This window comes from Streptomyces sp. NPDC102490 (genome assembly GCF_044765285.1).
Taxonomy (GTDB): domain Bacteria; phylum Actinomycetota; class Actinomycetes; order Streptomycetales; family Streptomycetaceae; genus Streptomyces.
The window spans coordinates 236,705-260,330 of record NZ_JBIWJU010000011.1 but is presented as its reverse complement, the minus strand read 5'-3'; the positions used below and the strand labels follow the sequence as shown (position 1 = coordinate 260,330).

Annotated in this window: 19 protein-coding genes; 2 read left to right on the top strand and 17 right to left on the bottom strand. The window is 74.7% G+C overall.

Translation table 11 applies throughout. The annotated features are described in order from the left end of the window. Positions 1-157: 157 nt before the first annotated feature. The 13 genes from ACIRGB_RS26185 to ACIRGB_RS26125 form a co-directional block, all read right to left on the bottom strand. On the bottom strand, positions 158-1,399 hold the full coding sequence (locus ACIRGB_RS26185) for an MFS transporter (protein WP_403869695.1): 1,242 nt from the start codon (positions 1,397-1,399) through the stop codon (positions 158-160). A gap of 148 nt (positions 1,400-1,547) precedes the next feature. Continuing rightward, positions 1,548-2,000 (bottom strand): Lrp/AsnC family transcriptional regulator, encoded by a 453-nt coding sequence (locus ACIRGB_RS26180; RefSeq protein WP_003977367.1) that lies wholly within the window; start codon positions 1,998-2,000, stop codon positions 1,548-1,550. A 15-nt stretch (positions 2,001-2,015) separates the two neighbouring features. Then, complete coding sequence (locus tag ACIRGB_RS26175; RefSeq protein ID WP_403869691.1) at positions 2,016-3,506, bottom strand: amino acid permease; 1,491 nt, start codon at positions 3,504-3,506, stop codon at positions 2,016-2,018. A gap of 385 nt (positions 3,507-3,891) precedes the next feature. Further along, the gene (locus tag ACIRGB_RS26170; protein ID WP_403869687.1) at positions 3,892-4,287 is read right to left on the bottom strand and encodes a hypothetical protein; all 396 of its coding nucleotides are present in this window, start codon (positions 4,285-4,287) and stop codon (positions 3,892-3,894) included. A 73-nt stretch (positions 4,288-4,360) separates the two neighbouring features. Further along, complete coding sequence (locus ACIRGB_RS26165) at positions 4,361-5,803, bottom strand: GuaB1 family IMP dehydrogenase-related protein (protein ID WP_403869684.1); 1,443 nt, start codon at positions 5,801-5,803, stop codon at positions 4,361-4,363. A 108-nt stretch (positions 5,804-5,911) separates the two neighbouring features. Then, entirely contained in the window at positions 5,912-6,265 is a 354-nt protein-coding gene (locus ACIRGB_RS26160) for a barstar family protein (RefSeq protein WP_403869681.1), read from the bottom strand. Positions 6,266-6,315: 50 nt separating this feature from the next. Further along, entirely contained in the window at positions 6,316-7,359 is a 1,044-nt protein-coding gene (locus ACIRGB_RS26155; RefSeq protein ID WP_087810377.1) for a sugar-binding transcriptional regulator, read from the bottom strand. Positions 7,360-7,436: 77 nt separating this feature from the next. Next, positions 7,437-8,123 (bottom strand): ribulose-phosphate 3-epimerase, encoded by a 687-nt coding sequence (gene rpe / locus ACIRGB_RS26150; RefSeq protein ID WP_403869678.1) that lies wholly within the window; start codon positions 8,121-8,123, stop codon positions 7,437-7,439. A 150-nt stretch (positions 8,124-8,273) separates the two neighbouring features. After that, positions 8,274-9,479 carry an extracellular solute-binding protein gene (locus ACIRGB_RS26145; RefSeq protein WP_403869675.1) on the bottom strand — a complete coding sequence of 402 codons (1,206 nt, stop codon included), beginning with the start codon at positions 9,477-9,479 and terminating at the stop codon, positions 8,274-8,276. Further along, complete coding sequence (locus tag ACIRGB_RS26140) at positions 9,476-10,414, bottom strand: hypothetical protein (RefSeq protein WP_403869672.1); 939 nt, start codon at positions 10,412-10,414, stop codon at positions 9,476-9,478. Before ACIRGB_RS26140 ends, ACIRGB_RS26145 begins: the two co-directional genes overlap by 4 nt. Beyond that, complete coding sequence (locus tag ACIRGB_RS26135; RefSeq protein WP_403869919.1) at positions 10,411-11,829, bottom strand: VWA domain-containing protein; 1,419 nt, start codon at positions 11,827-11,829, stop codon at positions 10,411-10,413. Before ACIRGB_RS26135 ends, ACIRGB_RS26140 begins: the two co-directional genes overlap by 4 nt. A gap of 115 nt (positions 11,830-11,944) precedes the next feature. Continuing rightward, positions 11,945-14,440, bottom strand: coding sequence for a tetratricopeptide repeat protein (locus tag ACIRGB_RS26130; RefSeq protein WP_403869669.1), 2,496 nt, complete (start codon positions 14,438-14,440; stop codon positions 11,945-11,947). Continuing rightward, positions 14,427-16,160: a trypsin-like serine peptidase gene (locus ACIRGB_RS26125; protein ID WP_403869666.1), complete on the bottom strand. Its 1,734-nt coding sequence runs from the start codon at positions 16,158-16,160 to the stop codon at positions 14,427-14,429. The genes ACIRGB_RS26130 and ACIRGB_RS26125 overlap by 14 nt, the downstream gene beginning before the upstream one ends. 75 nt (positions 16,161-16,235) lie before the next feature. On the opposite strand from ACIRGB_RS26125, the gene ACIRGB_RS26120 reads away from it, so the two are divergent. Next, positions 16,236-16,532 carry a trypco2 family protein gene (locus tag ACIRGB_RS26120; protein ID WP_403869664.1) on the top strand — a complete coding sequence of 99 codons (297 nt, stop codon included), beginning with the start codon at positions 16,236-16,238 and terminating at the stop codon, positions 16,530-16,532. 22 nt (positions 16,533-16,554) lie between these two features. On the opposite strand, the gene ACIRGB_RS26115 is transcribed toward ACIRGB_RS26120, so the two are convergent. Together ACIRGB_RS26115 and fmt are read right to left on the bottom strand one after the other, a co-directional pair. After that, positions 16,555-17,982, bottom strand: a complete 1,428-nt coding sequence (locus ACIRGB_RS26115; protein ID WP_403869661.1) for an RsmB/NOP family class I SAM-dependent RNA methyltransferase — start codon at positions 17,980-17,982, stop codon at positions 16,555-16,557. Between the two features lie 80 nt (positions 17,983-18,062). Next, positions 18,063-18,995 (bottom strand): methionyl-tRNA formyltransferase, encoded by a 933-nt coding sequence (gene fmt, locus ACIRGB_RS26110; protein ID WP_403869658.1) that lies wholly within the window; start codon positions 18,993-18,995, stop codon positions 18,063-18,065. Positions 18,996-19,296: 301 nt separating this feature from the next. On the opposite strand from fmt, the gene ACIRGB_RS26105 reads away from it, so the two are divergent. Then, entirely contained in the window at positions 19,297-19,848 is a 552-nt protein-coding gene (locus ACIRGB_RS26105; RefSeq protein WP_403869656.1) for a hypothetical protein, read from the top strand. A gap of 166 nt (positions 19,849-20,014) precedes the next feature. On the opposite strand, the gene ACIRGB_RS26100 is transcribed toward ACIRGB_RS26105, so the two are convergent. Both ACIRGB_RS26100 and metK read right to left on the bottom strand, forming a co-directional pair. Continuing rightward, positions 20,015-22,165: a primosomal protein N' gene (locus tag ACIRGB_RS26100; RefSeq protein ID WP_403869653.1), complete on the bottom strand. Its 2,151-nt coding sequence runs from the start codon at positions 22,163-22,165 to the stop codon at positions 20,015-20,017. A 124-nt stretch (positions 22,166-22,289) separates the two neighbouring features. Beyond that, the gene (gene metK / locus ACIRGB_RS26095; RefSeq protein ID WP_059299511.1) at positions 22,290-23,498 is read right to left on the bottom strand and encodes a methionine adenosyltransferase; all 1,209 of its coding nucleotides are present in this window, start codon (positions 23,496-23,498) and stop codon (positions 22,290-22,292) included. Positions 23,499-23,626: the final 128 nt, after the last annotated feature.

Sequence of the window (23,626 nt, the reverse complement as noted above, 5' to 3'; positions counted from 1 at the left end):
TGTTCCTCACCGGAAGGAAGGGGGTCGGGGGGCCAGATAGACGGTACGGTCGGCGGACTCGGCCGGACAAGACGGACCTGTTGCGCGCCGGTGAGCGGATCGTTGCGTGCGTCCGGCGCCGGACGGCGATTCGTTGCGCTCCCTCCGGCGCCCGGGATCAGGAAGGGGGGCGGCGGCTTCGGCGCCGTGCCCCGGCGGCCGCGGCGGTGGCCCGGACGGCACCGGACAGCAGCAGCGCCGTCAGGACGTACGGCACCGCGGACAGCGCGAACGCGGTGCCGTGGCCCCACGCCGTGGCCCCCGCCGCGTAGGCGCCGTAGGTGGCGAGGTTGCCCAGCTCGGTGCCGAGGCCCGCGACCGAGGTCAGGGTGGCTCGCCCGGTGTCGTCGATGCGCTGCTGGAGGCGGGCGTCGGCCAGCACGGTCGCGAGCTGGAAGCCGCCGAAGGCGAGCGCCACCAGGAGCAGCGCGGCCGGTGTGCCGGCCAGACCGCCCACGGCCAGGGCGAGCGCCGAGCCGGTGAGCAGCGCGGCGAACCCGTTGGCGGTCAGACGCTCCGCCGCACCGGCCAGCAGGCTGCCGGCCGTGGCACCGGCCCAGATCACCAGCAGCAGCCAGGGCACGGTCTCGGGCGCCACGCCGGTGTCGCGCGCCAGCAGCGGGGTGTACTCGTCGAGCGCGCCCCACACCGCGGTCACGGCCGGTACGAGGAGCAGCGCGCCGCGCACGGACCGGTCGGCGCGGGCGTCGGCGAGTCCGGCACGCAGCGTCGCGGACCAGCGTGCGCCGCCGGCGGCGGGTGTGCGGTGCTCGGGGAACCGGGCCGCCACCGCCGCCGCGGTCAGACAGGCGAGCACGCTCGCCGCGCCCACCGCGTCGTAGCCGCCCCAGGCGAACACCGGACCGGCCAGGCCCATGGCGGACATGGTCGCGGCGATGCCGATCGCCCGGGCCCGGCCCATGACGCGGGCGTACCGGTGGGCCGCGCCGGCCCGGTCGAGCTCGTCGTAGACCAGCGCCTCCAGGGCGCCCGAGCCGAGCGCGCCGCCGGCGCCCCACAGCAGGAAGCCGAGCGCGAAGGCGCCGTAGGAGGGCAGGAGCACCCACAGGGCGAAGCCGGCGGCGGTGAGCAGCGGGCCGAGGATCAGCAGCAGCCGCCGGGAGACGGCGTCGGCCCAGGCGCCGGAGGGCACCTCGAGCAGGACGCCGGTCAGCGACCACAGGGCGAACAGCGAGGTCGTCTGCCAGACGGACAGACCGGTGTCGCTGAACAGCAGCGCGTACACCGGGTAGAGCAGGACGAACTCGTCGCAGAACGCGGAGGCGTACAGCGTGCGCACGAGCCGGCGGGTACCGGCGGGCGCGGCGGCGGCACGCTCGGGCGGAGGTGAGACGGTCATGAGGCCTTCCCGAGGGGGCGGATCGGACACCGGAGGTACGGCGTCCGGGGCGGCCCTCGGGAGGCGGCGCCACGGGAGGCGCGGATGGATCAATGTCGCCAGGTCATGGCACCGATGCTAGACGGCGCACGGCGCCCTGCCCAGCGGATTACGTGGGTGAGCCCGACGAGAAGCGCCGCAGCAGCGGCGAGAGCACCAGCACGGACTTGGTGCGCTCCACGAACGGCTCCCCGGCGATCCGCTCCAGGACCCGCTCGAAGTGCCGCATGTCGGAGGCGAAGACCTGGGCGACCGCGTCCGCGTCCCCGGTGACGGTGGACGCGGCCACGACCTCCTGGTAGCGCTCCAGGCCCCGCTGGATGGTCTCGGGCGAGGTGTTGCGGCGGCAGAAGATCTCGACGAACCCCTCGGTCTCCCAGCCGAGCGCGGCGGGGTCGACCCGTACGGTGAAGCCGGTGATGGCTCCGGTGGCGCGCAGCCGGTCCACGCGCCGTTTCACGGCGGGCGCGGAGAGGCCGACCGACTGCCCGATGTCCGCGTAGGAGCGGCGGGCGTCCTCGGCGAGGGCGTGCACGATGCGTTCGTCGAGATCGTTCAGCACTGCGGGTCGTTCACTTCACTTCTGGTGCGGCCGGCCCTCGGACGGGTCCGGTGCGGCGAGTCGGGAGCGGCGGTGGCCGTACACGAAGTAGAACACGAGCCCGACCGCCATCCAGACACCGAAGACCACCCAGGTGACGGTGGACAGGCTGCCCATCATCCAGACGCAGAACCCGAAGCCGAGGGCGGGCAGGACCGGCGACAGCGGGACCCGGAAGGTGCGGCGCATCTCGGGACGGGTCCGGCGCAGCACCACGACGGCGATGTTGACGAGGGCGAAGGCGAAGAGGGTGCCGATGCTGGTGGCGTCGGCGAGCTGGCCGAGCGGGACGGCGGCGGCGAGGACGCCGCAGAACAGGGAGACGATCAGCGTGTTGGCGCGGGGCGCGCCGGTCTTCGGGTGGACCTTGGAGAAGACCTTGGGCACCAGCCCGTCGCGGGACATGGCGAACAGGACGCGGGTCTGGCCGTAGAGGACGGTCAGCACGACGCTGGCGATGGCGACGACCGCGCAGAAGGCCAGCAGGGTGCCCCAGAAGCTCTGCCCGGTGACGTCGGTCATGATCTGCGCGAGGGAGGCCTCGGAGTCGGTGAAGGTCCGCCAGGGCTTGGCGCCGACGGCGACGGCCGCGACCAGGACGTACAGCACCGTGACGATGACCAGGGACAGCATGATCGCGCGGGGCAGGTCGCGCTGGGCGTTCTTGGCCTCCTCACCGGCGGTGGAGGCGGCGTCGAAGCCGATGTAGGAGAAGAAGAGGGTCGCGCCGGCCGCGCTCACCCCGGCCATGCCGAGCGGCATGAAGTGCTCGTAGTTGCCGGAGCGGAAGCCCTGCACGCCGATCGCGCAGAAGAGCACCAGGGCGGCGATCTTGACGACGACCATGATCGTGTTGGCGCGGGCGGACTCGCGGGCGCCGCCGAGCAGGAACGTCATGGCCAGCAGGACGACGATCAGCGCGGGCAGGTTGAAGATGCCGCCGTCGCCGGGCGGGGCGGACAGGACCGCGGGGAGGGTGACGCCGATGGTGCCGTCGAGCAGCTCGTTCAGGTACTCGCCCCAGCCGACGGCGACGGCGGCCACGGACACGCCGTACTCCAGGACCAGGCACCAGCCGCAGACCCAGGCGACCAGCTCGCCCATGGTGGCGTAGGCGTACGAGTAGGAGGACCCGGCGACCGGGATGGTGCCGGCCAGTTCGGCGTAGGACAGGGCCGAGAAGAGCGCCGTGAGGCCCGCGATGACGAACGAGAGCGTGACGGCCGGGCCCGCCTTGGGGACGGCCTCGCCGAGGACGACGAAGATGCCGGTGCCGAGGGTGGCGCCGATGCTGATCATCGTGAGCTGCCAGAGGCCGAGGGAGCGGCGGAGGCTGCCGCCCTCGCCCTGGCCGCCCTCCGCGACCAGGCGTTCCACGGGCTTGCGGCGCATCAGGCGCGCGGCCAGGCCCGGGGACGTGGGGGTGGCCGATGTGTCGTGGTGCGGGGGTGCGCCTTGGTCGAGCACGCGTTGACTCCTTTGTCGCTGCCGGTCGCGCCGGGGCTGGGGGCGGCGGGGACCGGCGGGCGCGCTCGTGCAGAGCGGACACCCACCGAGCGGGGTCCCCGCCACGCCACGTACAGCGCAGAACACTACGAGCGGGGCGGCGGCCCGGTAATGCAGCAACCTTGCGCGTCCGAGCACGATCGTTGCGTTCCCCGGGGCAGCGCGGGTGTTCGTTGCGCGCGGGGTGTGCGGCGTTGCGCCCGGGGTCGGTGGAGAGCGGATCGCGCCTGGTCAGCGACCACACCGCGACCGAGCCCCACAGACCGGCACGGACCGACCGCACGGCAAGGGGCCCCGCGGCCCGGCCGCCCGGCGGAGCCCCGCACGGCACCCCGGCGGTGGCCGGTCAGTGGTCGTCCGGTTCACCCGCGACGGCGCGTGCCTCGGCCGCGTCCGCGGCGTCGAAGCCGATCTGTCCGGGCCGGTCCCGAGCCTCCTCCTGGGCGTCGATCCAGCGCAGGTGCGCCTCCCAGGCGGCCTGCTTGCTGGTGCCGAGGGCGGCTCCGATCTGCGACCAGGAGGCACCCGCCTCGCGGGCGGCGCGGACGGTGAGCTGACGCCCGTAGGCGGCCTTGCGGGCGACCACCTCGCTCAGCGCGAGCAGTTCGAGGAGCTGGGGGCGGTCCAGGGCCTCGTCGTCGCCGCCGAACCCGGCGAGGGACTCGCGGGCGCGCAGTTCGTCGAGGCGGGCCACGGCGGTCAGCAGGGTGTGCTGCGGCTCGATGCTCTGCGGTGTCGTCATGCGGCCGGCGTCGCGTCAGGTCTGCTTGACGTCAAGCAGACCTGACGCGGTGCGGTCCGGTTCCGGCGGCGGGTCAGCTCCAGCTGGCGTGCAGCGGCTTGCCCTCGGCGTAGCCGGCGGCGCTCTGGATGCCGACGATGGCCTTCTCGGCGAACTCCTCCAGGGAGGCCGCTCCGGCGTAGGTGCAGGACGAGCGGACACCGGCGATGATCGAGTCGATCAGGTCCTCGACGCCGGGCCGGGCCGGGTCGAGGAACATCCGCGAGGTGGAGATGCCCTCCTCGAACAGCGCCTTGCGGGCCCGGTCGTACGCCGACTCCTCCGAGGTGCGGTTGCGCACCGCGCGCGCGGAGGCCATGCCGAAGGACTCCTTGTAGGCGCGGCCGTTGGCGTCGTGCTGGAGGTCGCCCGGGGACTCGTAGGTGCCGGCGAACCAGGAGCCGACCATCACGTTGGACGCGCCGGCCGCGAGGGCCATCGCCACGTCGCGCGGGTGGCGGACGCCGCCGTCGGCCCACACGTGCTTGCCGTACTTCTTCGCCTCGGCGGCGCACTCCAGGACGGCGGAGAACTGCGGCCGGCCCACGCCGGTCATCATGCGGGTGGTGCACATGGCACCGGGGCCCACGCCGACCTTGACGATGTCGGCGCCCGCCTCGATCAGGTCGCGCACGCCCTCGGCGGAGACGATGTTGCCGGCGACGATCGGCACCCGCGGGTCGAGCTCGCGCACCACCTTGACGGCGCTGATCATCGACTCCTGGTGACCGTGCGCGGTGTCGATGACGAGGGTGTCCACGCCCGCGTCGAGGAGCTGCTTGGCCTTGCCGGCCACGTCGCCGTTGATGCCGACGGCGGCGGCGATGCGGAGCCTGCCGTTCGCGTCGACGGCCGGGGTGTAGAGGGTGGCGCGCAGGGCGCCCTTGCGGGTGAGGATGCCGGCGAGGCGGCCGTCCTTGTCCACGGCGGGCGCGTAGCGGCGGTTGGCGGCGTCGAGGGTGTTGAACGCCTCGCGCGGGTCCAGGTCCGCGTCGATGAGGATCAGGTCCTTGGACATGACCTCTTCGAGCTGGGTGAAGCGGTCCACGCCGGACAGGTCGGTGTCGGTGACCACGCCGACGGGCCTGTTGTCCTCGTCGACGACGACACCGGCGTTGTGCGCGCGCTTGGGCAGCAGGGACAGCGCGTCGGCGACGGTCTGGTGCGGGGCGAGCACGATCGGGGTGTCCAGGACGTGGTGGCGGCTCTTCACCCAGGAGACGACGTCGGTGACGACCTCGATCGGGATGTCCTGCGGGATGACCACGAGCCCGCCGCGCCGGGCCACCGTCTCGGCCATCCGCCGGCCCGCGATGGCGGTCATGTTGGCGACGACGAGCGGGATCGTGGTGCCCGTGCCGTCCGGGGAGCCGAGGTCCACGCCCTGCCGGGAGCCGACGGCGCTGTGGCTCGGCACCATGAACACGTCGTCGTACGTCAGGTCGTACGAGGGCTGGATGTCATTCAGGAAACGCACGTGCTGCACATCCCAGTCGATCAGAGGTGGCCCCCGGACAGGTCAGCCAGGGGGAAAGAGCACGTACTTCATTGTCCCATGGCGGATCGCCGATCACCCCCGGGCAGATCATCCAGGCTGGTCGGCGGCGTCCTTGGAGGAACCTCCAGGGCCGAGGGTGACGAAGAGCCCCGGACCGCGGTCGGTGGCCTCGGCGAAGACCTCCTCGGCGACGGCCCACTCGTCCGGCCGCGCCTCGGCGTACGCCCGCCAGCCCTCCACCACGAGCACCAGCCCCTGGTCCGCCGCCCCCTCGGGCCAGACGGAGGGGTCGGCGAGGGAGTCGGCGAGCGCGTCCCAGTTGCGGCCGAACCAGTCGGGCAGCGCCAGGTCACGGGCGCAGCGGTCCATCAGGCCCGCCTTGTCCGTGACCCCGCCGAGGTCCAGCGTGACCACGAGCCGCCCCGCGGAGTCCTCGGTCATCTCGCGCCCTCTTCCTGCTCTCGTCCTGCTCTCGCGGTGCTGATCGGTCGTCAGATCCCGTCGGGGTCGGTCCGGTTGAGCGTCGACTTCGGTGCCGAGCCCGCCGTCATCAGGTAGTCCGCGGCTGAGGTGTCCGTCACCAGGCTGGTGACGAGGCCGGAGCGCAGCACCGCGTCGATGGCCGCCGCCTTGCGCTGCCCGCCCGCGATCGCCACCACCTCGGGGATACGGCGGAGCTGGTCGGCCTTGACCGTGATGCACCGCTCCCCCAGGTCCCGCCCGACCCGGCGGCCCTCGGCGTCGAAGAGGTGCGCGGACATCTCGGCGGCTACGCCGAGCGAGGCGTAGTGCGCGCGCTCCTCGTCGCTGAGCATGTCGTGCACCGTCGAGATGCCGGGCTCCCAGGAGCCGATGGAGACGCAGGCGACCGTGACCTTGTCGAAGTACTCGAAGGCCCGGGCGATCCCGGTCTGGTGCCGCAACGCCTGCGCGGTGGCCGCGTCCGGCAGCAGCATCGGCGCGTAGATGGGGTGGGCGTCGCCGCCCGACACCTGGGCGGCGCGGCGGACGGCCTCCACCGAGCCGCGCTCGGCGGTCCCGGCGTCGTACACGCCCGTCAGCTGGACCACGGTGCACGGCGGCAGCCGGTCGAGCGCCGCCGCCATGTGGATGGTGGACCGGCCCCAGGCCAGCCCGAGCACGTCCCCCTCGTTGACCAGCTCGCCGAGCAGGTCGGCGGCCACCTCGCCCAGGTTCTCCGGGTCGGGTGTCTCCTCGGCGTCGGCCGGGGACTCCACCACGACGGCGTGCCTGAGGCCGTAGCGGGCGCGCAGGGCGTCGGAACGCTCGGCGTCCAGCTCGGCCGGCACCCGGATCTCGATGCGTACTAGGTCCCGCTCGAGGGCGGTCTCGAGAACCCTGGCCACCTTGAAGCGGCTGACGCCGAACTCCTCCGCGATCTGGATCTTGGACTTGCCCTCGAGGTAGAAGCGGCGGGCCATGGCCGCCGCCTGGACCAGCTCAGCGGGTCCCATCCGCATGGCTGAACGGCCCGCCGACATACCCGACACGGCGATCTCCTCACTGCTGTTCACACTCTGGATACGCCGTTCATCCTTGCAGATTCGGCGCTGTTGATCAGCCCTGATGGGAGCCGTTCACTTTCTGTTCCTCAGTGGTCGCAGGACCAGGATGCCTTGGCGGTCGCCGCCTCGGCCTGCGTGCGTAGTGCACGTACCGCCTCGGCCGGGTCGGACGCCCCGTACACGGCGGAACCCGCGACGAAGACGTCGGCGCCGGCGTCGGCGCACCGCTCGATCGTCGAGGCCGAGACCCCGCCGTCGACCTGGAGCCACAGCTCCAGACCGTGCTTCTTGATCAGCTCACGGGTCCGCCGGATCTTGGGAAGCATGATGTCGAGGAACGCCTGCCCCCCGAAGCCGGGTTCAACCGTCATGATCAGCAGCATGTCGAGTTCCGGGAGCAGGTCCTCGTAGGGCTCGATCGGCGTCGCGGGCTTCAGCGCCATGGACGCGCGGGCGCCCTTGGCCCGGATCTCCCGCGCCAGCCGCACCGGCGCCGCGGCCGCCTCGACGTGGAAGGTGACGGAGCCGGCGCCCGCCTCGACGTACTGCGGCGCCCAGCGATCGGGGGCCTCGATCATGAGGTGGCAGTCCAGCGGGGTGTCGGTCGCGCGGGCCAGGGACTCGACCACCGGCACGCCGAGCGTGAGGTTCGGGACGAAGTGGTTGTCCATGACGTCGACGTGGAGCCAGTCGGCTCCCTCGACCGCCTCGGCCTCGTCCGCGAGGCGGGCGAAGTCGGCGGACAGGATGCTGGGGTTGATCTGCGCGGCCATGTCCCCAAGCCTGCCATGCCCGCCGGGGGGCGGGGGGACGGGTCCTCGGGTTGTGGGGGTTGTTCCTCGGGTGCGGGTGGTCCGTGGTCGCCCGCGGCCGCGCGGCGGAGCCGCGAAGTGTCACGGCCCCGTGCCCCTTCGGGGCGCGTCTCAGCCGGTGCCGCACACCGGCAGGTTCTGGGACTTGCGGAGGGCTTCGAGTTCCCTCAGGCGGGTGTCCAGTTCGGTCGGGTCGGCGAAGTGGCGGAGGACCGCCTGGTGGAAGGCGTCGCGGGTGGTGCGGGGCATGGCGTCGGAGGCGTCCCAGCAGCGGGTGCGGCCGGGTTCGCGCAGGATCGCCCCGATCTCCCGCTCGGTGGCGTCCTGCCCGGTGTCGGCCGCGGCCGTCCTGTTCGCCGTGTACTCCGGCAGCGCGGTGTCCGGGTCGGCGAGGTAGCGGATCAGCCGCTCGGCCTCCGGGGTCGGGTCCAGTACGGCCGCGAGGTCGCCGGAGACCTCCCAGGCGCCGGCGTCCGCTCCAGCGCCGGGTACGACCTCGGAGGAGTGGACGTGGTCGCCGCCCTCCTGCCGCCAGTGCCCGGCGCGGAAGGACCCCTGGTGCTCCAGGCGGCCCGGCGCGCAGTCCGCGTCGAAGGCGGTGGTCAGCACCTGCTCGACGCGGGCCCGGTCGCCCGCGCCCACCAGCTCCGCCCAGGTCGTCCAGGCCCTGCGCACGGCGTCGTCGGTCCACGGCAGCCTGCCGTTGGCCCACTCCTCGTACACCCGTGGGCCGGCCTGCTGGAGCAGGATGTCCTCCACCCAGTCGGTGCCCGGCCAGCCGGAGGTCGCGCCGGACTCCAGGCCGGCGCACCACCGTGCGGGCGGGCCGGCCGTCCCGGCCGCCGGTGCCGGTCCGGCGTACCAGACCATGCTCTTGAGGGCGGTCTTCACGGGCAGCCAGTAGGTGTGGGGGCCCTGCCCCGGCACGGTGACCTCGGGCGCCCAGAACCGGTCGTAGTCCCCGGCGTCGAACAGCCCGTCCAGCGGGTGGAGCCGGCCGTCGACGGCGTAGGCGAGCAGTTCGCCGGGGCCGGGCAGCACCGCCACGTCGGGCGGGTCGCCGGCCGCCATGTCGGCGGCCAGCACCTGGCTGAGCGCGGAGCTGCCCTGGTAGACGACGTCGATCCGGTACTTCTCCTCGAACGGCTCGATGACGCGCTCCTCGAACTGCTCGCGCTCCGTACCGCTCCAGTTGGCGAGCAGGGTGACGGAGCCCTGCCAGTCGCGCGCCCAGCGCACCCCGGCGTACACCCCGGCGCCGAGCAGGACCAGGCAGACGCAGAGGACGCCGAGCGTGCGGGTGTGCGGGCGGCTCATCGCTGCCCCCGGAACCGGTACTCGGCGATCCGCGGCCACAGCCCCCACAGCGTCAGCGCCACCACCACGATCCCTCCCAGCGGTATCCAGTCGGACAGCGAGGCCCAGAACCCGGCGTCCCCGAGCGCGCCCCGCACCTCGTCGGCCACCTCGGGGATGGCCTCCGGGGCGGCCGGCGGCACCCGTACCTCGGCGACGGAGTCGGTCATCGCACGGTGTGCCGAGACGGTCTGCCAGGCCAGGGCGGGCACGCCCACGGCACACACCGCGGTGGCGGCCAGCAACCGCAACTGCACGGGCCGCCGGAAGCGGCGCCGCAGGAACCGCTGGGTCTCCAGCAGCGCCCCGCACAGGGCCGCGTACAACACCGCGACGGCGCACCAGCCGAGCCAGAGCTGCCAGGGGAAGGCGGCCTGCCGCCGGGCCTCGGCGAGCTGTTCGCCGCGCAGGGCGTCCAGGCGGCTCATGATGTCGCCCTCGGTTCCGGCCTCGGCCTGAAGACCGAGGACCTCCTCGGCGTAGTGGAGGAAGGCGGCGCGCAACGGTGAATCCTCCGGCTCGCGGCCCCCGCGCTCCACCCAGCCCGAGTAGACGGCGATCAGCCCGGTGACGGTCTGGACGTCGTGGCGGCCCGCCCGGCCGGTGACGTTCTCCGAGGCGGCCAGGGCGAGGCTCTGCTGGGCGACCGAGATCTGGGTGAGGAACTCGCCGCTGGTGTCGCCCTCGGCGCCGGTCTCGCGGACCACGGCGTTCGCCTGGCGCAGCGCGCTCTGCGCGGTGTCGACGGCGCGGATGCCGGGCGTGCTCGCGGTGGACAGGGGGACGGTGTCGTCGTGCACGCCGCGGTAGGCGAAGAACAGCGCGAGGGTGGTCGCGGTCGCCAGGACCAACAGCAGCCGGAGCCTGCGGATCAGGTCCCGGCCGGTGGTGCTCACGGCCGTGCCTCGAAGGGGCGGCGGCAGGAGGGGCAGAAGCGGGCCTCCGCCGGAGCACCGGCCTGGCAGGCCGGGCAGCGCACGGTGGCTCCGCCGCGCGGCGCGGCACCCGCCACGCCGGAGCCGGTGCCGGTGCCGGATGCCGGGCCGTAGGTGCTGTGGCTGAACGCGGTGATCAGATGCTGGAAGTCGACGGCCTCCACATCGGGGCGCAGGACGACCCGGCCGCCCGGGGCGTCCTCGATCCGCGCCACCCGGGCCAGCCGGTCGAGCTGCTCGGCGACGCCCAGGGCGTGGGCGAGCCGCGCGGCCCGGCCCAGCTGGTGCTCGGCCAGGTCGCGCTGTCCGCGGCGGTGGGCGTCGGCCGCGGCGGCGACGGCCTCACCGAGCCGCTGGTGCTGCTCGAAGTGTTCGACCTGGGCGTCGGTGTGCCGGGACAGGGCCGGGTCGTCCGTCCAGTGCACCAGGCAGGGCCGCGGCGAGGGCAGCCGGGCCGCGCCGCCGGGCACGTCGACGGCGACGACGGCGAGCTGGAGGTCCTCCCGGTGCGGACGGCCGGACGGGTCGGCGGCCAGGCACAGCTGGTAGCGGCGCGTCTCGTCGCCCCAGGCCCGGGTGACGAAACGGCCGGTGCCGTCCTCGGCGCTCAGCTCCACCTCGGTGGGGAAGACCTGTTTGAGGTAGCGCACGGTGGCCCCGGGCATCGGGGTCACGGAGATCGCCAGCTCGGGGACGGTCTTGGTGAGCAGCCGGTTCATCAGCTGCTCGTACTCCGCCGGCAGGGCCGCCTCCTCCCGCACCGAGGAGGCGCTGCCATGGAGCCGGCGGGTGATCCGCAGCAGTTCCCGGCCGTCCCAGCCGTCCCCGATGCCCCAGGCGTCGCAGACGAAACGGCCCGCGCACTCCTCCAGGACCCGGGCCAGCGGCATGTGCTCGTCGTGCTGGTTCTTGCCGTCGGTGAGCAGCAGGACGTGACCGATCGGCGCGTCCTGTTCCGCCAGCAGCCGCCGGCTCAGGTCCAGCCAGGCGCCGATGCAGGTGCCGCCGCCCGCGACCATCTCGCGCACGGCCCGCTCCGCCCGCGCCCGGGTGCCGGCGGAGGCCGGGGCCATCCGCGGGGTGTCCGGGTACACCACGGTCGCCTGCTCGTTGCCCCGGACCACCGCGAACGGGGTGCCGTCGGGCAGCTTGCGGATCGCCGCGACCGCCGCCTCCTGGGCCGCGTGCAGCTTCTCCACCGGCCAGGTCATGGAGCTGGAGCAGTCCACCGCCAGCACCTGCGCGAGCACCGGCTCGTCCGGGCGGCCGCCGCTTCCGGTGCCGTCCACCCGCACGGTGAGGATGGCGTGCATCCGCGGGTCGTCCGCCTCGCTGGACAGGTACTTCCACTGGTCGATCTCCAGCCCGGCGGTCACCTGTCCGGCCGCCTCGCCCGCCCGGGGCGTTCCTGTCTCCACGGTGTCCGTGCCCCCTCGCCCACGTCGTCGCCTGTCTCGCCCACGTCGTCGCCTGTCCCGCACCGCCACGTGCTCACGCCGTACGCCGCCACCCCCGCACCAGCTCGCGCAGCCCGGCCGGTGCCGGGAGGACCGCGTACGCGATGTCCAGCAGGTCGCCGCGCTCGCCGGCGCTGCCCGCCTGGTCGGCGAGGCTCCTGAGCGACCCGGACAGCAGCCTGCGCAGCGCGTCCTCGGTGTCCCGCGGGCCGAACAGCTCACCGGCGGGGAAGCCGCTTCCCCAGCCGCCGGGCGGGCGGCAGGCGAGCGCGTGCTCGCGCAGTTCGGTCACCAGCCGGTCCCAGGACCCGCTGCCGTCCAGGTGCAGCTCCGCCAGCCGTCGGGCGGCCTCGCGCAGGTCCGCGGCGAGCGGCCCGGGCGCGCCGGGCAGCCGGCCGGCCAGTGTCCGCACCGCCGCGACGCGTGCGGCGTCGTAGTGCCGGGAGGTGGTCGGCACCTCGTCCAGTACGTCGACGGCCTGGCGTCGGCCCGCGCGGCGCAGCCGGACGCGGGCCAGTCCGAAGGCGGCGCTGCCCTGGGTGGGGTCGCGCCGCAGGACGGCCTCGTAGAACTCCTCCGCCTGCGCCTCGCGGGCCCCCGCGCGCGCCACCTGGGCGTCCGCCGGCCCGGCTCGCCCCGGGGCGGGCTCCCGCAGTCGCTCGGCCAGGTACTCGGCGCAGTATCCGAGCGCCAGCTTGGGCGCCGTCTCGCCGGGCAGTGCCTCGTAGGTGGCGGCGAACTCGCCCTCCGCCCCGTCCACCGCGCCGCGCGTGAGGTGGACCAGCCCCCGGTGCCAGAAGATCCGCCAGTCGTAGTCGTCGCTCCACCCCCTGGCCCGCGCCACCCACTCCTCGGCCCGCGCGGCGTTCCCGGCGTCCAGGTAGGCGCGGCACAGCCACAGCGCCGTCTCCACGGTGCGCAGCGCCGGGTCGTCCCGCGCCCGTTCGGCGATGCGGTCGGGGGTGTCCGCGGCGAGCCCGCCGAGCACGACGGCCGCCGGGTCCGAGGCATCGGGCAGCGGGACCGGCAGCGCCCGGGCCACCGCCCGCGGCTCGGGGGCGCCCACCGGCAGCTCCGGTGCCTCGGTGCCCGGGCGCCCCGTCCACCAGCGGAGCGCCGGGACCGTGCCGAGCGCGGCGCCGAAGACCGCCGCGGTCGGCTCGAACCGGGTGGAGCGCTCGGGGTACGGTTCCCGGCCACCGAGCGCCTGGTCCTCGCGGAGCACCTCCCACAGCTGGCGGGACATCTCGGCCGCGGAACGGAACCGGGCGGCGGGCTCGGGATGGGTGGCCCGGCGGATCAGCGCCTCGAAGGAGCGGGCGGCCAGTCCGGCGGGGCGGGTGGCCCGCTCGGCGAGCACCTTCAGGGTCCGGCCGACGGTGTAGAGGTCGCTGTCGACGTCGAGGCCGCGCCGGTCGCGTTCGCGCTTCGGCGGGGCGTAGCCGTGGGTGTGGACGAGCCCGGAGGACCGGTCGTCGATCCGGCGGATGGCGCCCAGGTCTATGACCTTGATCTCGCGCCCGTAGTGGATGACGTTCTCGGGCTTCATGTCGCAGTAGAGCAGGCCCTGGTCGTGCAGGTACTCCAGGGCGCCGAGGATCTTGCAGCCGTACGTGATGACGTGCCCGAACTCGAAGCCGCGGGCGCCGAACAGCCGCGCCAGCTCCTCCTCGGCGGCGAACCGGATCCAGGCGAGGGACCGGCCGCCGACGTACTCCATCACGATGTAGCCGGTCGGTTCGGCGTCGCCGGGCGCCAGGTGCTGGACGTGGGTGACGATGCGGACGATGTCGCGGTGGTGGAGCGTGGTGAGCGAGCGGCGCTCCTCGACCGCCGCCCGGCGGGCCACGGCGTCGCCGGTGTTGATCAGCCCCTTGAGGACGACGTGCAGGCCGGGCACCCGGGTGTCCTCGGCCAGGTAGACCCAGCCGTGGCCGCCGACCGCGAGGTAGCCGAGCACCTCGTAGTGCCCGGCGACCCGGTCACCGGGTCGCAGCTTCGGCCGGAACGAGTACTCCGTGCCGCACTGCGGGCAGTACCCGTGGTCGGGCGCGGGGCCGCCGTCGTAGGAGACCCCGATGGTGCCGGCGCAGTCGTCGACGCCGCAGCGCCGGCCGCCGGTCGGGGGCCGGGCGACGGTGTCGGCGGCCTCGGAGGGGTCCGGGGAGGGCAGGGCCGGCAGGACGAGGAGCCCGTCGCGGTCCAGTTCGCCGGCGCTCGGGGCGGGTGGGCTCTGCGGGGACGGAGCCGGTGCGGCGGAGCCGTCCGGGGCGGGGGCCGGACGGGGCGGCGAGGGTTCGGGGGCGAGGGCGTGGCGGAAGCAGGTGTCGCAGTACTCGGTGGCCATGATGTGGCCGCCCCGGCAGTCGGGTCTGACGCAGGCTCTGCCGCTCATGCCGGGCACTCCCCGTGCGGCCGTGGGGCGGGCCGCGGCCGTGGGGCGAGCCGCGTCCTTCTCGCCGGACTCGTCCTTCTCGCCGGACTCGTCCTTCTCGCCGGCGGCGTCCTTCTCGCCGTCATCGCGCGTCACCTCCGCCGTGGTCGTCGACGCGCCGGGTGTACGCGTCCACCGCCGCCTCCGCCGCGCCCACGTCGCAGGGCCGGGCCCGGAGCAGGGCGTGGGCCCGGAGGTAGAGGCCGTCCACCGCCGGGTCCTCCTCGCCCTGGAGGGAGTGCTGGTGCAGGACGTGATAGCCGCGCAGCCGCCCGGCGAGTTCGTCGCGCCGGTCGCGCAGCCGGTCGAGCTCCGTGACGGCCCTGGCCAGCCGGCCGGCCACCCGGTCGGCCAGCCGCTCGAACCGGTCGAGGTCGGGAGCACTGCCGGGGGCAGGGGCGGGGTCCCCGGCGTGCTTCCCGTCGTGGTCGCGCTCCCGGTCGTCGTCGTCCGCGCGCAGCAGGGCGGCCAGGGCGGCGTGCGCGGCCACCAGTTCCGAGTCGAGGGGGCGCACACCGTGCGGCACCACGGCCGCGAGGCGTTCGTACAGCCCTCCGGCGCGCGGTCCGGTGATCTCCCGCAGCCGCTCGACGAGCCGCGCGCGACGCTCCCGCGCGGGCCGGGCGAGCAGTCGGTCGCAGGCACGGCGGTGGCAGTCGCCGGCCGTACGGAAGACCAGCAGCAGACGGCTGCCGCCGGCCCGCAACACCTCCAGCAGGTCCAGCAGCTCCGGCGGATCGGCCGCCTCGTCGACGCCGACGACGACCAGGCTGAGGGTCGCCCGGGACGTGCGGATGCGGTCGATCGGGGGGTCCTCCGGGTGCTGCCACAGGCCCATGCGTTCGGCGATCCGCTCGGCGATCTCGGCGGCGGTCGTCCCGCTCGCGTCCACGGCGAGGTCGTGGCCGCCGGCCGAGGGAACGGTGCCGGGCGGGTCGAGGGACGCGCGGTCGATCGAGACCGCGGTCCGCAGCTCCCGGTCGGCGAGGGTGATGGCGCGGCGCAGCGTGGCCGCGCGGGCGGCGTCGCCGGGCCCGACGACGCTGATCTTGACCTGGCTGCCGTCGTCGCGCAGCCAGGCGGCGAGGCGCTGGGCGAACGGCTCGTCGAGCAGGTCCTGCGCGGCGCCGTCGTCGGCCGGGAGCAGCCGCTCGTCGACGGCCGTGAGACCCACGATGTGCGGCTTTAGCCGGGGCAGGTGCCGGGCGATGGTCTCCGCGGGACTCATGAAGGAGAACCGGTTGCCGTGCTGGTCCAGCTGGCCGCTGAGCACCATGCCGATGACCTCGCCGGTGCGGCTGTCGGCGACGCCCGCCCCGCTGCATCCCGGGCTGGCCAGTTCCCCGGGGCTGACCGGGCTCAGCTGCACCTGCCCGTCGCGCCCGCAGCCGCCGACGACGGTGGAGCGGAACCAGATGCCGCCGTTGTGGGCGTAGGGAAAGCCGTACATGCGCACGTCGCGGTTGCGCGCGGACAGCCGGTGCAGCCGTACCGTTTCCTCCACCGGCCGGGGCCGCTCCAGCCGCAGCAGCGCCACGTCCCCGCTGGGGTCGCCGTCGGCGTCCCGCGTTTCCGGCACGAAGGCGGTGCCGTCCACCCGGGCGGGAACCGCGGGCACGCTGTGGTCGGCCGCGCCGACGAACTCCGCGGTGAGCCGGGCCGCCGCGCGGTCCACCACATGCGCGCAGGTGAGCACCTGATCAGGGGTCAGCAGAATGCCGGCCCCCGCGATCTCCCCGTCCGCTCCCCGGATCCGCACCGCCCAGCTCGGCGTCGCCATCGGCGAGGCGGCCGGTTCTCCCCCGCCAGCAGCCATATGGGAACTATACGGGCGTCTGCTCCTGTCGCATACTGCTGCGACAAGGGTGAACGGGCTTTGTGCGGAGGCGAATTGACGAACGAACCGGGTTTCGTGGGACTGGCCGAGGTGATCGGCCGGATCCGGGGCGAACTGGAGGAGGCCCGCGCCGCCGCGGAGGGCCGGGACCTCGGTTTCGCCGTGGAGAACGTGAGCCTGACCTTCACCGTGCAGGTCCACCGCGCGGGCAGTGGCCGCGGCGGCGTCCGGATCGGCGTGGTGACGGCCGAACTGGGCGGCTCCGTCGACCACCAGACCACCCATCAGGTCCAGGTGGACCTGAAACCGGAGCGGGCGGACGGGGAACGGGTGAGGGTGCGCAGACGCTAACTGTATTGGCCCGCAGGGCTGTTCACGAGGTCCGGCGTACGAGCGCCAGGTACATGGCGTCGGTGCCGTGCACATGGGGCCACAGCTGGACGTCGGGGCCCTCGCCGAGGGCGGGGACGCCGGGCAGCAGCGGGCGGGCGTCGAGCAACTCGGTGCCGGGGTGGTGCTTGAGGACGTCCGTGACGACGGCTCGGGTCTCGGCGAGGTGCGGCGAGCAGGTCGCGTACGCGACGACGCCCCCGACGCGCACGGCCTCCAGGGCGCTGCGCAGCAGCCCGCGCTGGAGCGGGGCGAAGCCGTCCAGGTCCTCGGGGCGGCGCCGCCAGCGCGCCTCGGGCCGGCGCCGCAGGGCACCGAGCCCCGTGCACGGCACGTCGACCAGGACCCGGTCGAAGCTCCCGGGCCGCCACGCCGGGCGGGTCCCGTCGGCGGCGATCACCTGGTAGGGGCCGGGATTGCCGTCCAGCGCCCTGGCCACGAGCCCGGCGCGGTGCGGCTGCTTCTCGGAGGCGAGCAGGAAGGCGCCCCGCTCGGCGGCGAGCGCGGCGAGGAGCGCGGCCTTGCCGCCCGGCCCCGCACACCCGTCCAGCCAGCGCCGGTCCGGCCCGTCCAGCGGCGCGTTGGCGAGGGCCAGGGCGACCAGCTGGCTGCCCTCGTCCTGGACACCGGCGCGGCCCTCCCGCACGGCCTGGACGGCCCCGGGTTCCCCGCCCTCGCTCAGCCGCACCGCGTACGGCGACCAACGCCCCGGTACGGCGGCCTCCTCGCCGAGCAGCTCCTCGCGGGTGGCCCGGCCCGGCCGCGCGACGAGGGTGACCTCGGGGCGTTCGTTGTCGGCGGCCAGCAGTTCCTCGATGCCGGTGCGGCCGCCGCCCAGCGAGTCCCACAGCGCGGAGACCACCCAGCGCGGGTGCGAGTGCACGACGGCCAGGTGGTCCTCGGGATCGTCGTCGTAGGGCGGGGCGACCCGCTCCAGCCACCCGTCGAGGTCGTCCCGGGCCACCTTGCGCAGCACGGCGTTGACGAACTTGGCCCGCCCGTCCCCGAGCACGACCCGCGCCAGCTCCACGGAGGCGGAGACGGCGGCGTGGCTCGGGATGCGCGTCCCCAGCAGCTGGTGCGCGCCCAGGCTGAGCACGTCCAGGACCGGCGGATCGACCTCGCGCAGCGGCCGGTCCACGCAGTCCGCGATGATCGCGTCGTACGTCCCCTGCCGGCGCAGCGTCCCGTACACCAGCTCGGTCGCGAGCGCCGCGTCCCGGGCGTCGAAGTTCTCGGGGCCCTCCTTCTCCCGCGCCTTGCGCAGCAGCGGCGGCAGAACGAGGTTGGCGTACGCGTCCCGCTCGTCCACGGCCCGAAGCGCCTCGAAGGCGAGGATGCGGACGGGGTCCTTCTGCGGCCTGCGGTAGGGCTTGCCTGGCTTGCGGGGACGGCGGGGCTGCTCGCTCACGAAAAAGGTGCTCCGGGTGTGGGATGAAGTGCGCTCACCAGCGTACGCCGGGCCGGTGAGCGGTGCGGCGGGGGCGCGGGTCAGTCGCCGACCCGCTCGCCCTCGGTGATCCGCGCCCCGCGCGCCCAGTCCGCGGCCCGCATCGGCTTCTTGCCCTGCGCCTGCACCCACAGCAGCTCGACGGCGTGCGAGCCGGTGCCGACGTACACGTTGTTCTTCCCGGCGGCGAGCTGCCCCGGGGCGAGGTCGGTCCGGTCGGGCAGGGGCACGGCCTGCACGAGCTTGAGCCGCTCGCCGCGGAAGGTGGTCCAGGCGCCGGGGGCCGGGGTGCAGCCCCGCACCACCCGGTCCACGCGCAGCGCCGGGGCGGTCCAGGCGACCCGGGCGTCCTCGACAGTGATCTTCGGGGCGAGGGTGACGCCCTCGTCCGGCTGCGGTACCGCCTTCAGGCTGCCGTCCTCGATGCCGTCCATGGTGGCCGCGAGCAGGCCGGCACCGGCGAAGGCCAGCCGGGTGAGCAGGTCGCCGCTGGTGTCGGTGGGGCGGATGGTCTCGGTGACCGTCCCGTACACCGGGCCGGAGTCCAGGCCCTCCTCGATCAGGAAGGTGGACGCGCCGGTGATCTCGTCGCCCGCCATCAGCGCGTGCTGCACGGGGGCCGCGCCCCGCCAGGCGGGCAGCAGCGAGAAGTGCAGGTTGACCCAGCCGCGGGCGGGCACGTCCAGGGCGACGCGGGGCAGCAGGGCGCCGTAGGCGACGACGGGGCAGCAGTCCGGCGCGATCTCGCGCAGCCGCTCCAGGAAGCCGGGGTCGCGCGGCTTCGCGGGCTTGAGCACCTCGATGCCCGCCTCCTCGGCCCGCTCGGCCACGGGCGAGGCGACCAGTCGGCGCCCGCGCCCGGCCGGCGCGTCGGGCCGCGTGACGACGGCGGCCACCTCGTGACGCCCGGAGGCGATCAGGGCGTCCAGGGCGGGGACGGCGACCTCGGGGGTACCGGCGAAGACGAGCTTCATGGCTGGGACGGGCCTCTCGGGCGGGAACGTGGGCGGGCGACGCACCAGTCTACGAGCCCCGGGATCACGGAAAGCCGCCGACGGCGCGGCACCCCCACGGGAGACCTCAACCTCTCGACCGACGGGAAACGGGTGGTGCGCGGGTGGGAGACCCCCGAGGCCGAAGGCCGAGGGGGCGCACGACGCACCGCCCACGCCCCCACCCGTGACCAAGCCCGCACCCACACGTTGGTCAAGGAAGAGTTGACCGGGCCGCCCGCGCGGCCCGATTCCTTTCAACGCCGGTTCGAGAGGCTTGTTCATGGCCGACCACGCAACCCACGACGCCCAGGCTCGGGCCAGCCTGCACTTGCTGGTGCGGGACATCGAGCGGGTCCGCCGGCAGGTGGACGCACTGCGCACCCTCACCGCCCAGTTGGGCAACGTCTACCGCCCGCGCCGCTCCGGCCCCTCCACGGGCTTCGTCGTCTACGGACGCGCCCCCGCCCCGACGGTCCGTCTCGCGCAGGAACTGCGGGACAGTGTCGAGACCCTGGTCACGGCCGCCGTGGACTTCGACCGTTCGCTCGGCTTCTCGTGGGACGCGGTGGGCTCGGCGCTCGGCGTCACCAAGCAGGCGGTGCACCGGCGCTACGGCTCCCGGCGCGCCGCGGCCCAGACGGCGCCCGCCGCCGAGCCCACCGAGCACACCCCGGAGCCGACGGGCACGCGCCCGGTCAACGCGGACTCGGGGCTCCCCCCGGTGCCCACGGTCCCGGCGGCCCGCTCCATGCCGACCCAGCCGACGTCGGGCAGCCCGTCCCTGCGCGACGAGGCCCGCCCGACCGCCTTCCCCGGCCCGCGCAACGGCTGACCGCCGCCGCCGACCCGCACCGACTGACCCGCACGGGCTGATCCACCCCGACTGACCCGCACCGACTGACCGCACCGGCCGCCCGCACCGGCCGAGCCGCGACCCCACGCCGGCCCTCCGCCGCTCCCCGCCCCCGGGAGACGGAGGGCCGCGGCGTGTACGCCCCTCAGCCGATGTCGGGCGGATCGATCCGCACCCACACCGCCGCGTCGCTCCCGCGTGCCGTCCGCGCCGCCTGGGCGGCCTTCAGCGCACCGGCCAGCGCCGCCCCGCGCCCCGGCGGCACCCGGACCAGCGCACGCTCCCAGTGCTCCCCGGGCGGCGGCCCGCCCACCCGCCGCGGCCGCCCCGGTGCCGTGACCGGCAGCGGCACCGGCCCGAGCACCTCCGCCTCCCGCGGCAGGTCGACCGCGTCGAGGAAGCCGGTCACCGCCTCCGGTGGTCCCGCCACGGCCGCCATCCGCGACACCGGCGGGAAGCCCAGCTCGGCCCGCTCGGCCAGCTCCCGCAGCGCGTGGCCGACGGGGTCCCAGCGCACCAGCGCCTGCACCGGCCGCAGGGTCGGCTCGGCGACCGCGACGACGGTGCCCCCGGCGCTCTGCGGGCGCACCAGGGCCGCGGCGGCCAGCCAGCGCCGCAACGCGTCCTCGCCGGCCCGCAGGTCGGGGCGGCCGAGCATCGCCCAGCCGTCCAGCAGCAGTGCCGCCGCGTAACCGCCCTCGGCCACGGGTTCGGCCCCCGGCGTGCTCACGACCAGCGCCGGGGCCTCGGACACGGTGTCCAGCACGTGCTCCCGCCCGGAGGTGCGCACGGGCACGGCCGGGAAGGCCCGCCCCAGCTCCTCCGCGGTGCGCCGGGCCCCCACGATCTGCGCCCGCAGCCGGAAGGCGCCGCACTCCGGACAGTGCCAGGCGCTCTCCTCGCGCCCGCACCAGCCGCACCGCGGCGCGGACACGGACTCCTGCCCCTCCAGCGGACCCGAGCAGTGCCGGCACCGCGCGGGCGTCCGGCACGCCGCGCAGGCCATCCGCGGGACGTAACCCCGCCGGGGCACCTGCACGAGCACCGGCCCGTGCCGCAGTCCGTCCCTGACGGCCTGCCAGGCGAGGGTGGGCAGCCGGGCGGCGCGGGCGGCCTCGTCCCGGGCCAGGTCCTGGTCCCCCACGGTGCGCACCAGGGGCGCGCTGGCCCGTACCTGCTCCCGCGCGGCGACCAGCGGCCGGGCCCAGCCGGTCTCCACGAGCTGGGCCGCCTCCACGGTGCAGCTCCAGCCGCCCAGCAGGAAGGCGCACCGGTCCTGGGCGGCGCGCAGCAGCAGCACCTCGCGGGCGTGCGGCTGCGGGGCGTGCGGCTCGCTGTGGCTGTCGTCGCCGTCGTCCCACAGGGCGACCAGACCGAGGTCCCGCACCGGCGCGAACATGGCGGCGCGGGTCCCGATCACGGCCCGTACGGCGCCCCGGCGCACCGCGAGCCACTGCGCGTACCGCTTCTCGGGACCGGCGTCGGCGGTGAGCACCGCGTGCCGTCCCTCGCCGAGCAGCGCGGTGAGCGCGGCGTCGGCGCGGGCGACCGCCCGGCCGTCCGGCAGGACCACCAGGGCGCCCCGGCCGGAGGCCAGCGTCGCCGCGACGGCCCGCGCGAGCTCCTCGGTCCACTGCGGACCCGGCAGCGCGTTCCACACCGCGCGCGGCGCGCCCCCGGACGCGAGGGCCGCCACGAACGCCGCCCCCTGCTCGTACCGCGCCCACGATCCCGGCTCGGGGACCGGCGGTGCGGGCAGCGGCTGCGGCGAGGCCCGTTTCTCGGCGCGCGCGTTGCGCGGGGGTACGGCGAGCTGGAGGACGTCCGCGACGCTGCCCGCGTACCGGTCGGCGACCGCCCGGACGAGACCGAGCAGCTCCTCGTCGAGGACCCGCTCGGGCGAGACGACCTGGGCGAGCGCGGCCAGCGGCCCCGGGTAGTCGGACTCGGCGAGCCGCTCGACGAGGAAGCCGTCGATGAGACCGCCGCCCTCGCGCCGCCCGTCCCGCACCCGGTGCCGTCCGGCGCCGAAGCGCACCCGCACCCGCACACCGGGTTGGGCGTCGGCGTCCAGCTCCTCGGGCACGGCGTAGTCGAAATACCGGTCGAGGTGGAGCACGCCCTTGTCGACCAGGACCCTGGCGACCGGCAGCTCCTTGGCGAGCGCGGCCCCGCGCCAGGTGCGCGGCTTGGCCCGCGGGGTCTTCGCCTCGCGCACGGTCTCCCGGATGAGCGCGAGCTGCTCGGGCGGCGCGCCGTGCGCGTCGCCCTGCTCCGGTCCGTTCTCGCTGCTCACGCCTGCATTCTCGCAAAGACCACTGACAGCACGGCCAGGGCCGGAGCATGCGGCGAAGCCCGGCGCCCCCGAGGGGACACCGGGCCTCGTCACCTACCCGTCGGGCGCACCCGCGCCCGGGTGCTTACAGGCCCGCCGCCTCGCGCAGCGCGTCCACGCGGTCGGTGCGCTCCCAGGTGAAGTCGGGCAGCTCACGGCCGAAGTGCCCGTACGCCGCGGTCTGGGCGTAGATCGGGCGCAGCAGGTCGAGGTCGCGGATGATGGCGGCCGGGCGCAGGTCGAAGACCTCGTCGATCGCCTTCTCGATCTTCTCGGGCTCGACCTTGGCGGTGCCGAAGGTCTCCACGAACAGACCGACCGGCTCGGCCTTGCCGATGGCGTAGGCGACCTGGACCTCGCAGCGCGCGGCGAGACCCGCGGCCACGACGTTCTTGGCGACCCAGCGCATCGCGTACGCCGCGGAGCGGTCGACCTTCGACGGGTCCTTGCCGGAGAAGGCGCCGCCGCCGTGCCGGGCCATGCCGCCGTAGGTGTCGATGATGATCTTGCGGCCGGTCAGACCGGCGTCACCCATCGGGCCGCCGATCTCGAAACGGCCGGTCGGGTTGACCAGGAGACGGTAGTTCTCCGTGTCGATCTTGATGCCGTCCTCCAGGAGCGCCTTCAGCTCCGGCTCGACGACGAACTCCTTGATGTCCGGGGCCAGCAGCGACTCCAGGTCGATGTCGCTGGCGTGCTGGGACGAGACGACGACCGTGTCCAGGCGGACCGCCTTGTCGCCGTCGTACTCGATGGTGACCTGGGTCTTTCCGTCCGGGCGCAGGTAGGGGATGGTGCCGTTCTTGCGGACCTCGGACAGGCGCTTGGACAGGCGGTGCGCCAGGAAGACCGGCAGCGGCATCAGCGTCGGCGTCTCGTCGGACGCGTAGCCGAACATCAGGCCCTGGTCGCCGGCGCCCTGGCGGTCCAGCTCGTCCTCGTCGCCCTCGACGCGGTTCTCGTACGCCGTGTCCACACCCTGGGCGATGTCCGGGGACTGGGCGCCGATGGAGACCGAGACGCCGCAGGAAGCGCCGTCGAAGCCCTTCTTCGAGGAGTCGTAACCGATCTCCAGGATCTTGCCGCGGACCAGGTTGGCGATGTCCGCGTAGGCCTTAGTGGTGACCTCGCCGGCCACGTGCACCAGACCGGTGGTGATCAGGGTTTCGACAGCGACCCGAGAGGTCGGGTCCTCACGCAGAAGCGCGTCGAGAATCGTGTCGCTGATCTGGTCAGCGATCTTGTCGGGGTGACCTTCGGTCACGGACTCCGAAGTGAACAGGCGACGGGACACAACGCTCCCTGGGGTTGCAGCGGCTGCTGGCTGATCATTTGTGGACGGCACGGGGAGCTGCACCCGGCGACGTCCGAGAACAGTTTATCGGTCGCACTCTGCCGCGGGCCCACCTGTCTCAGCTCTCG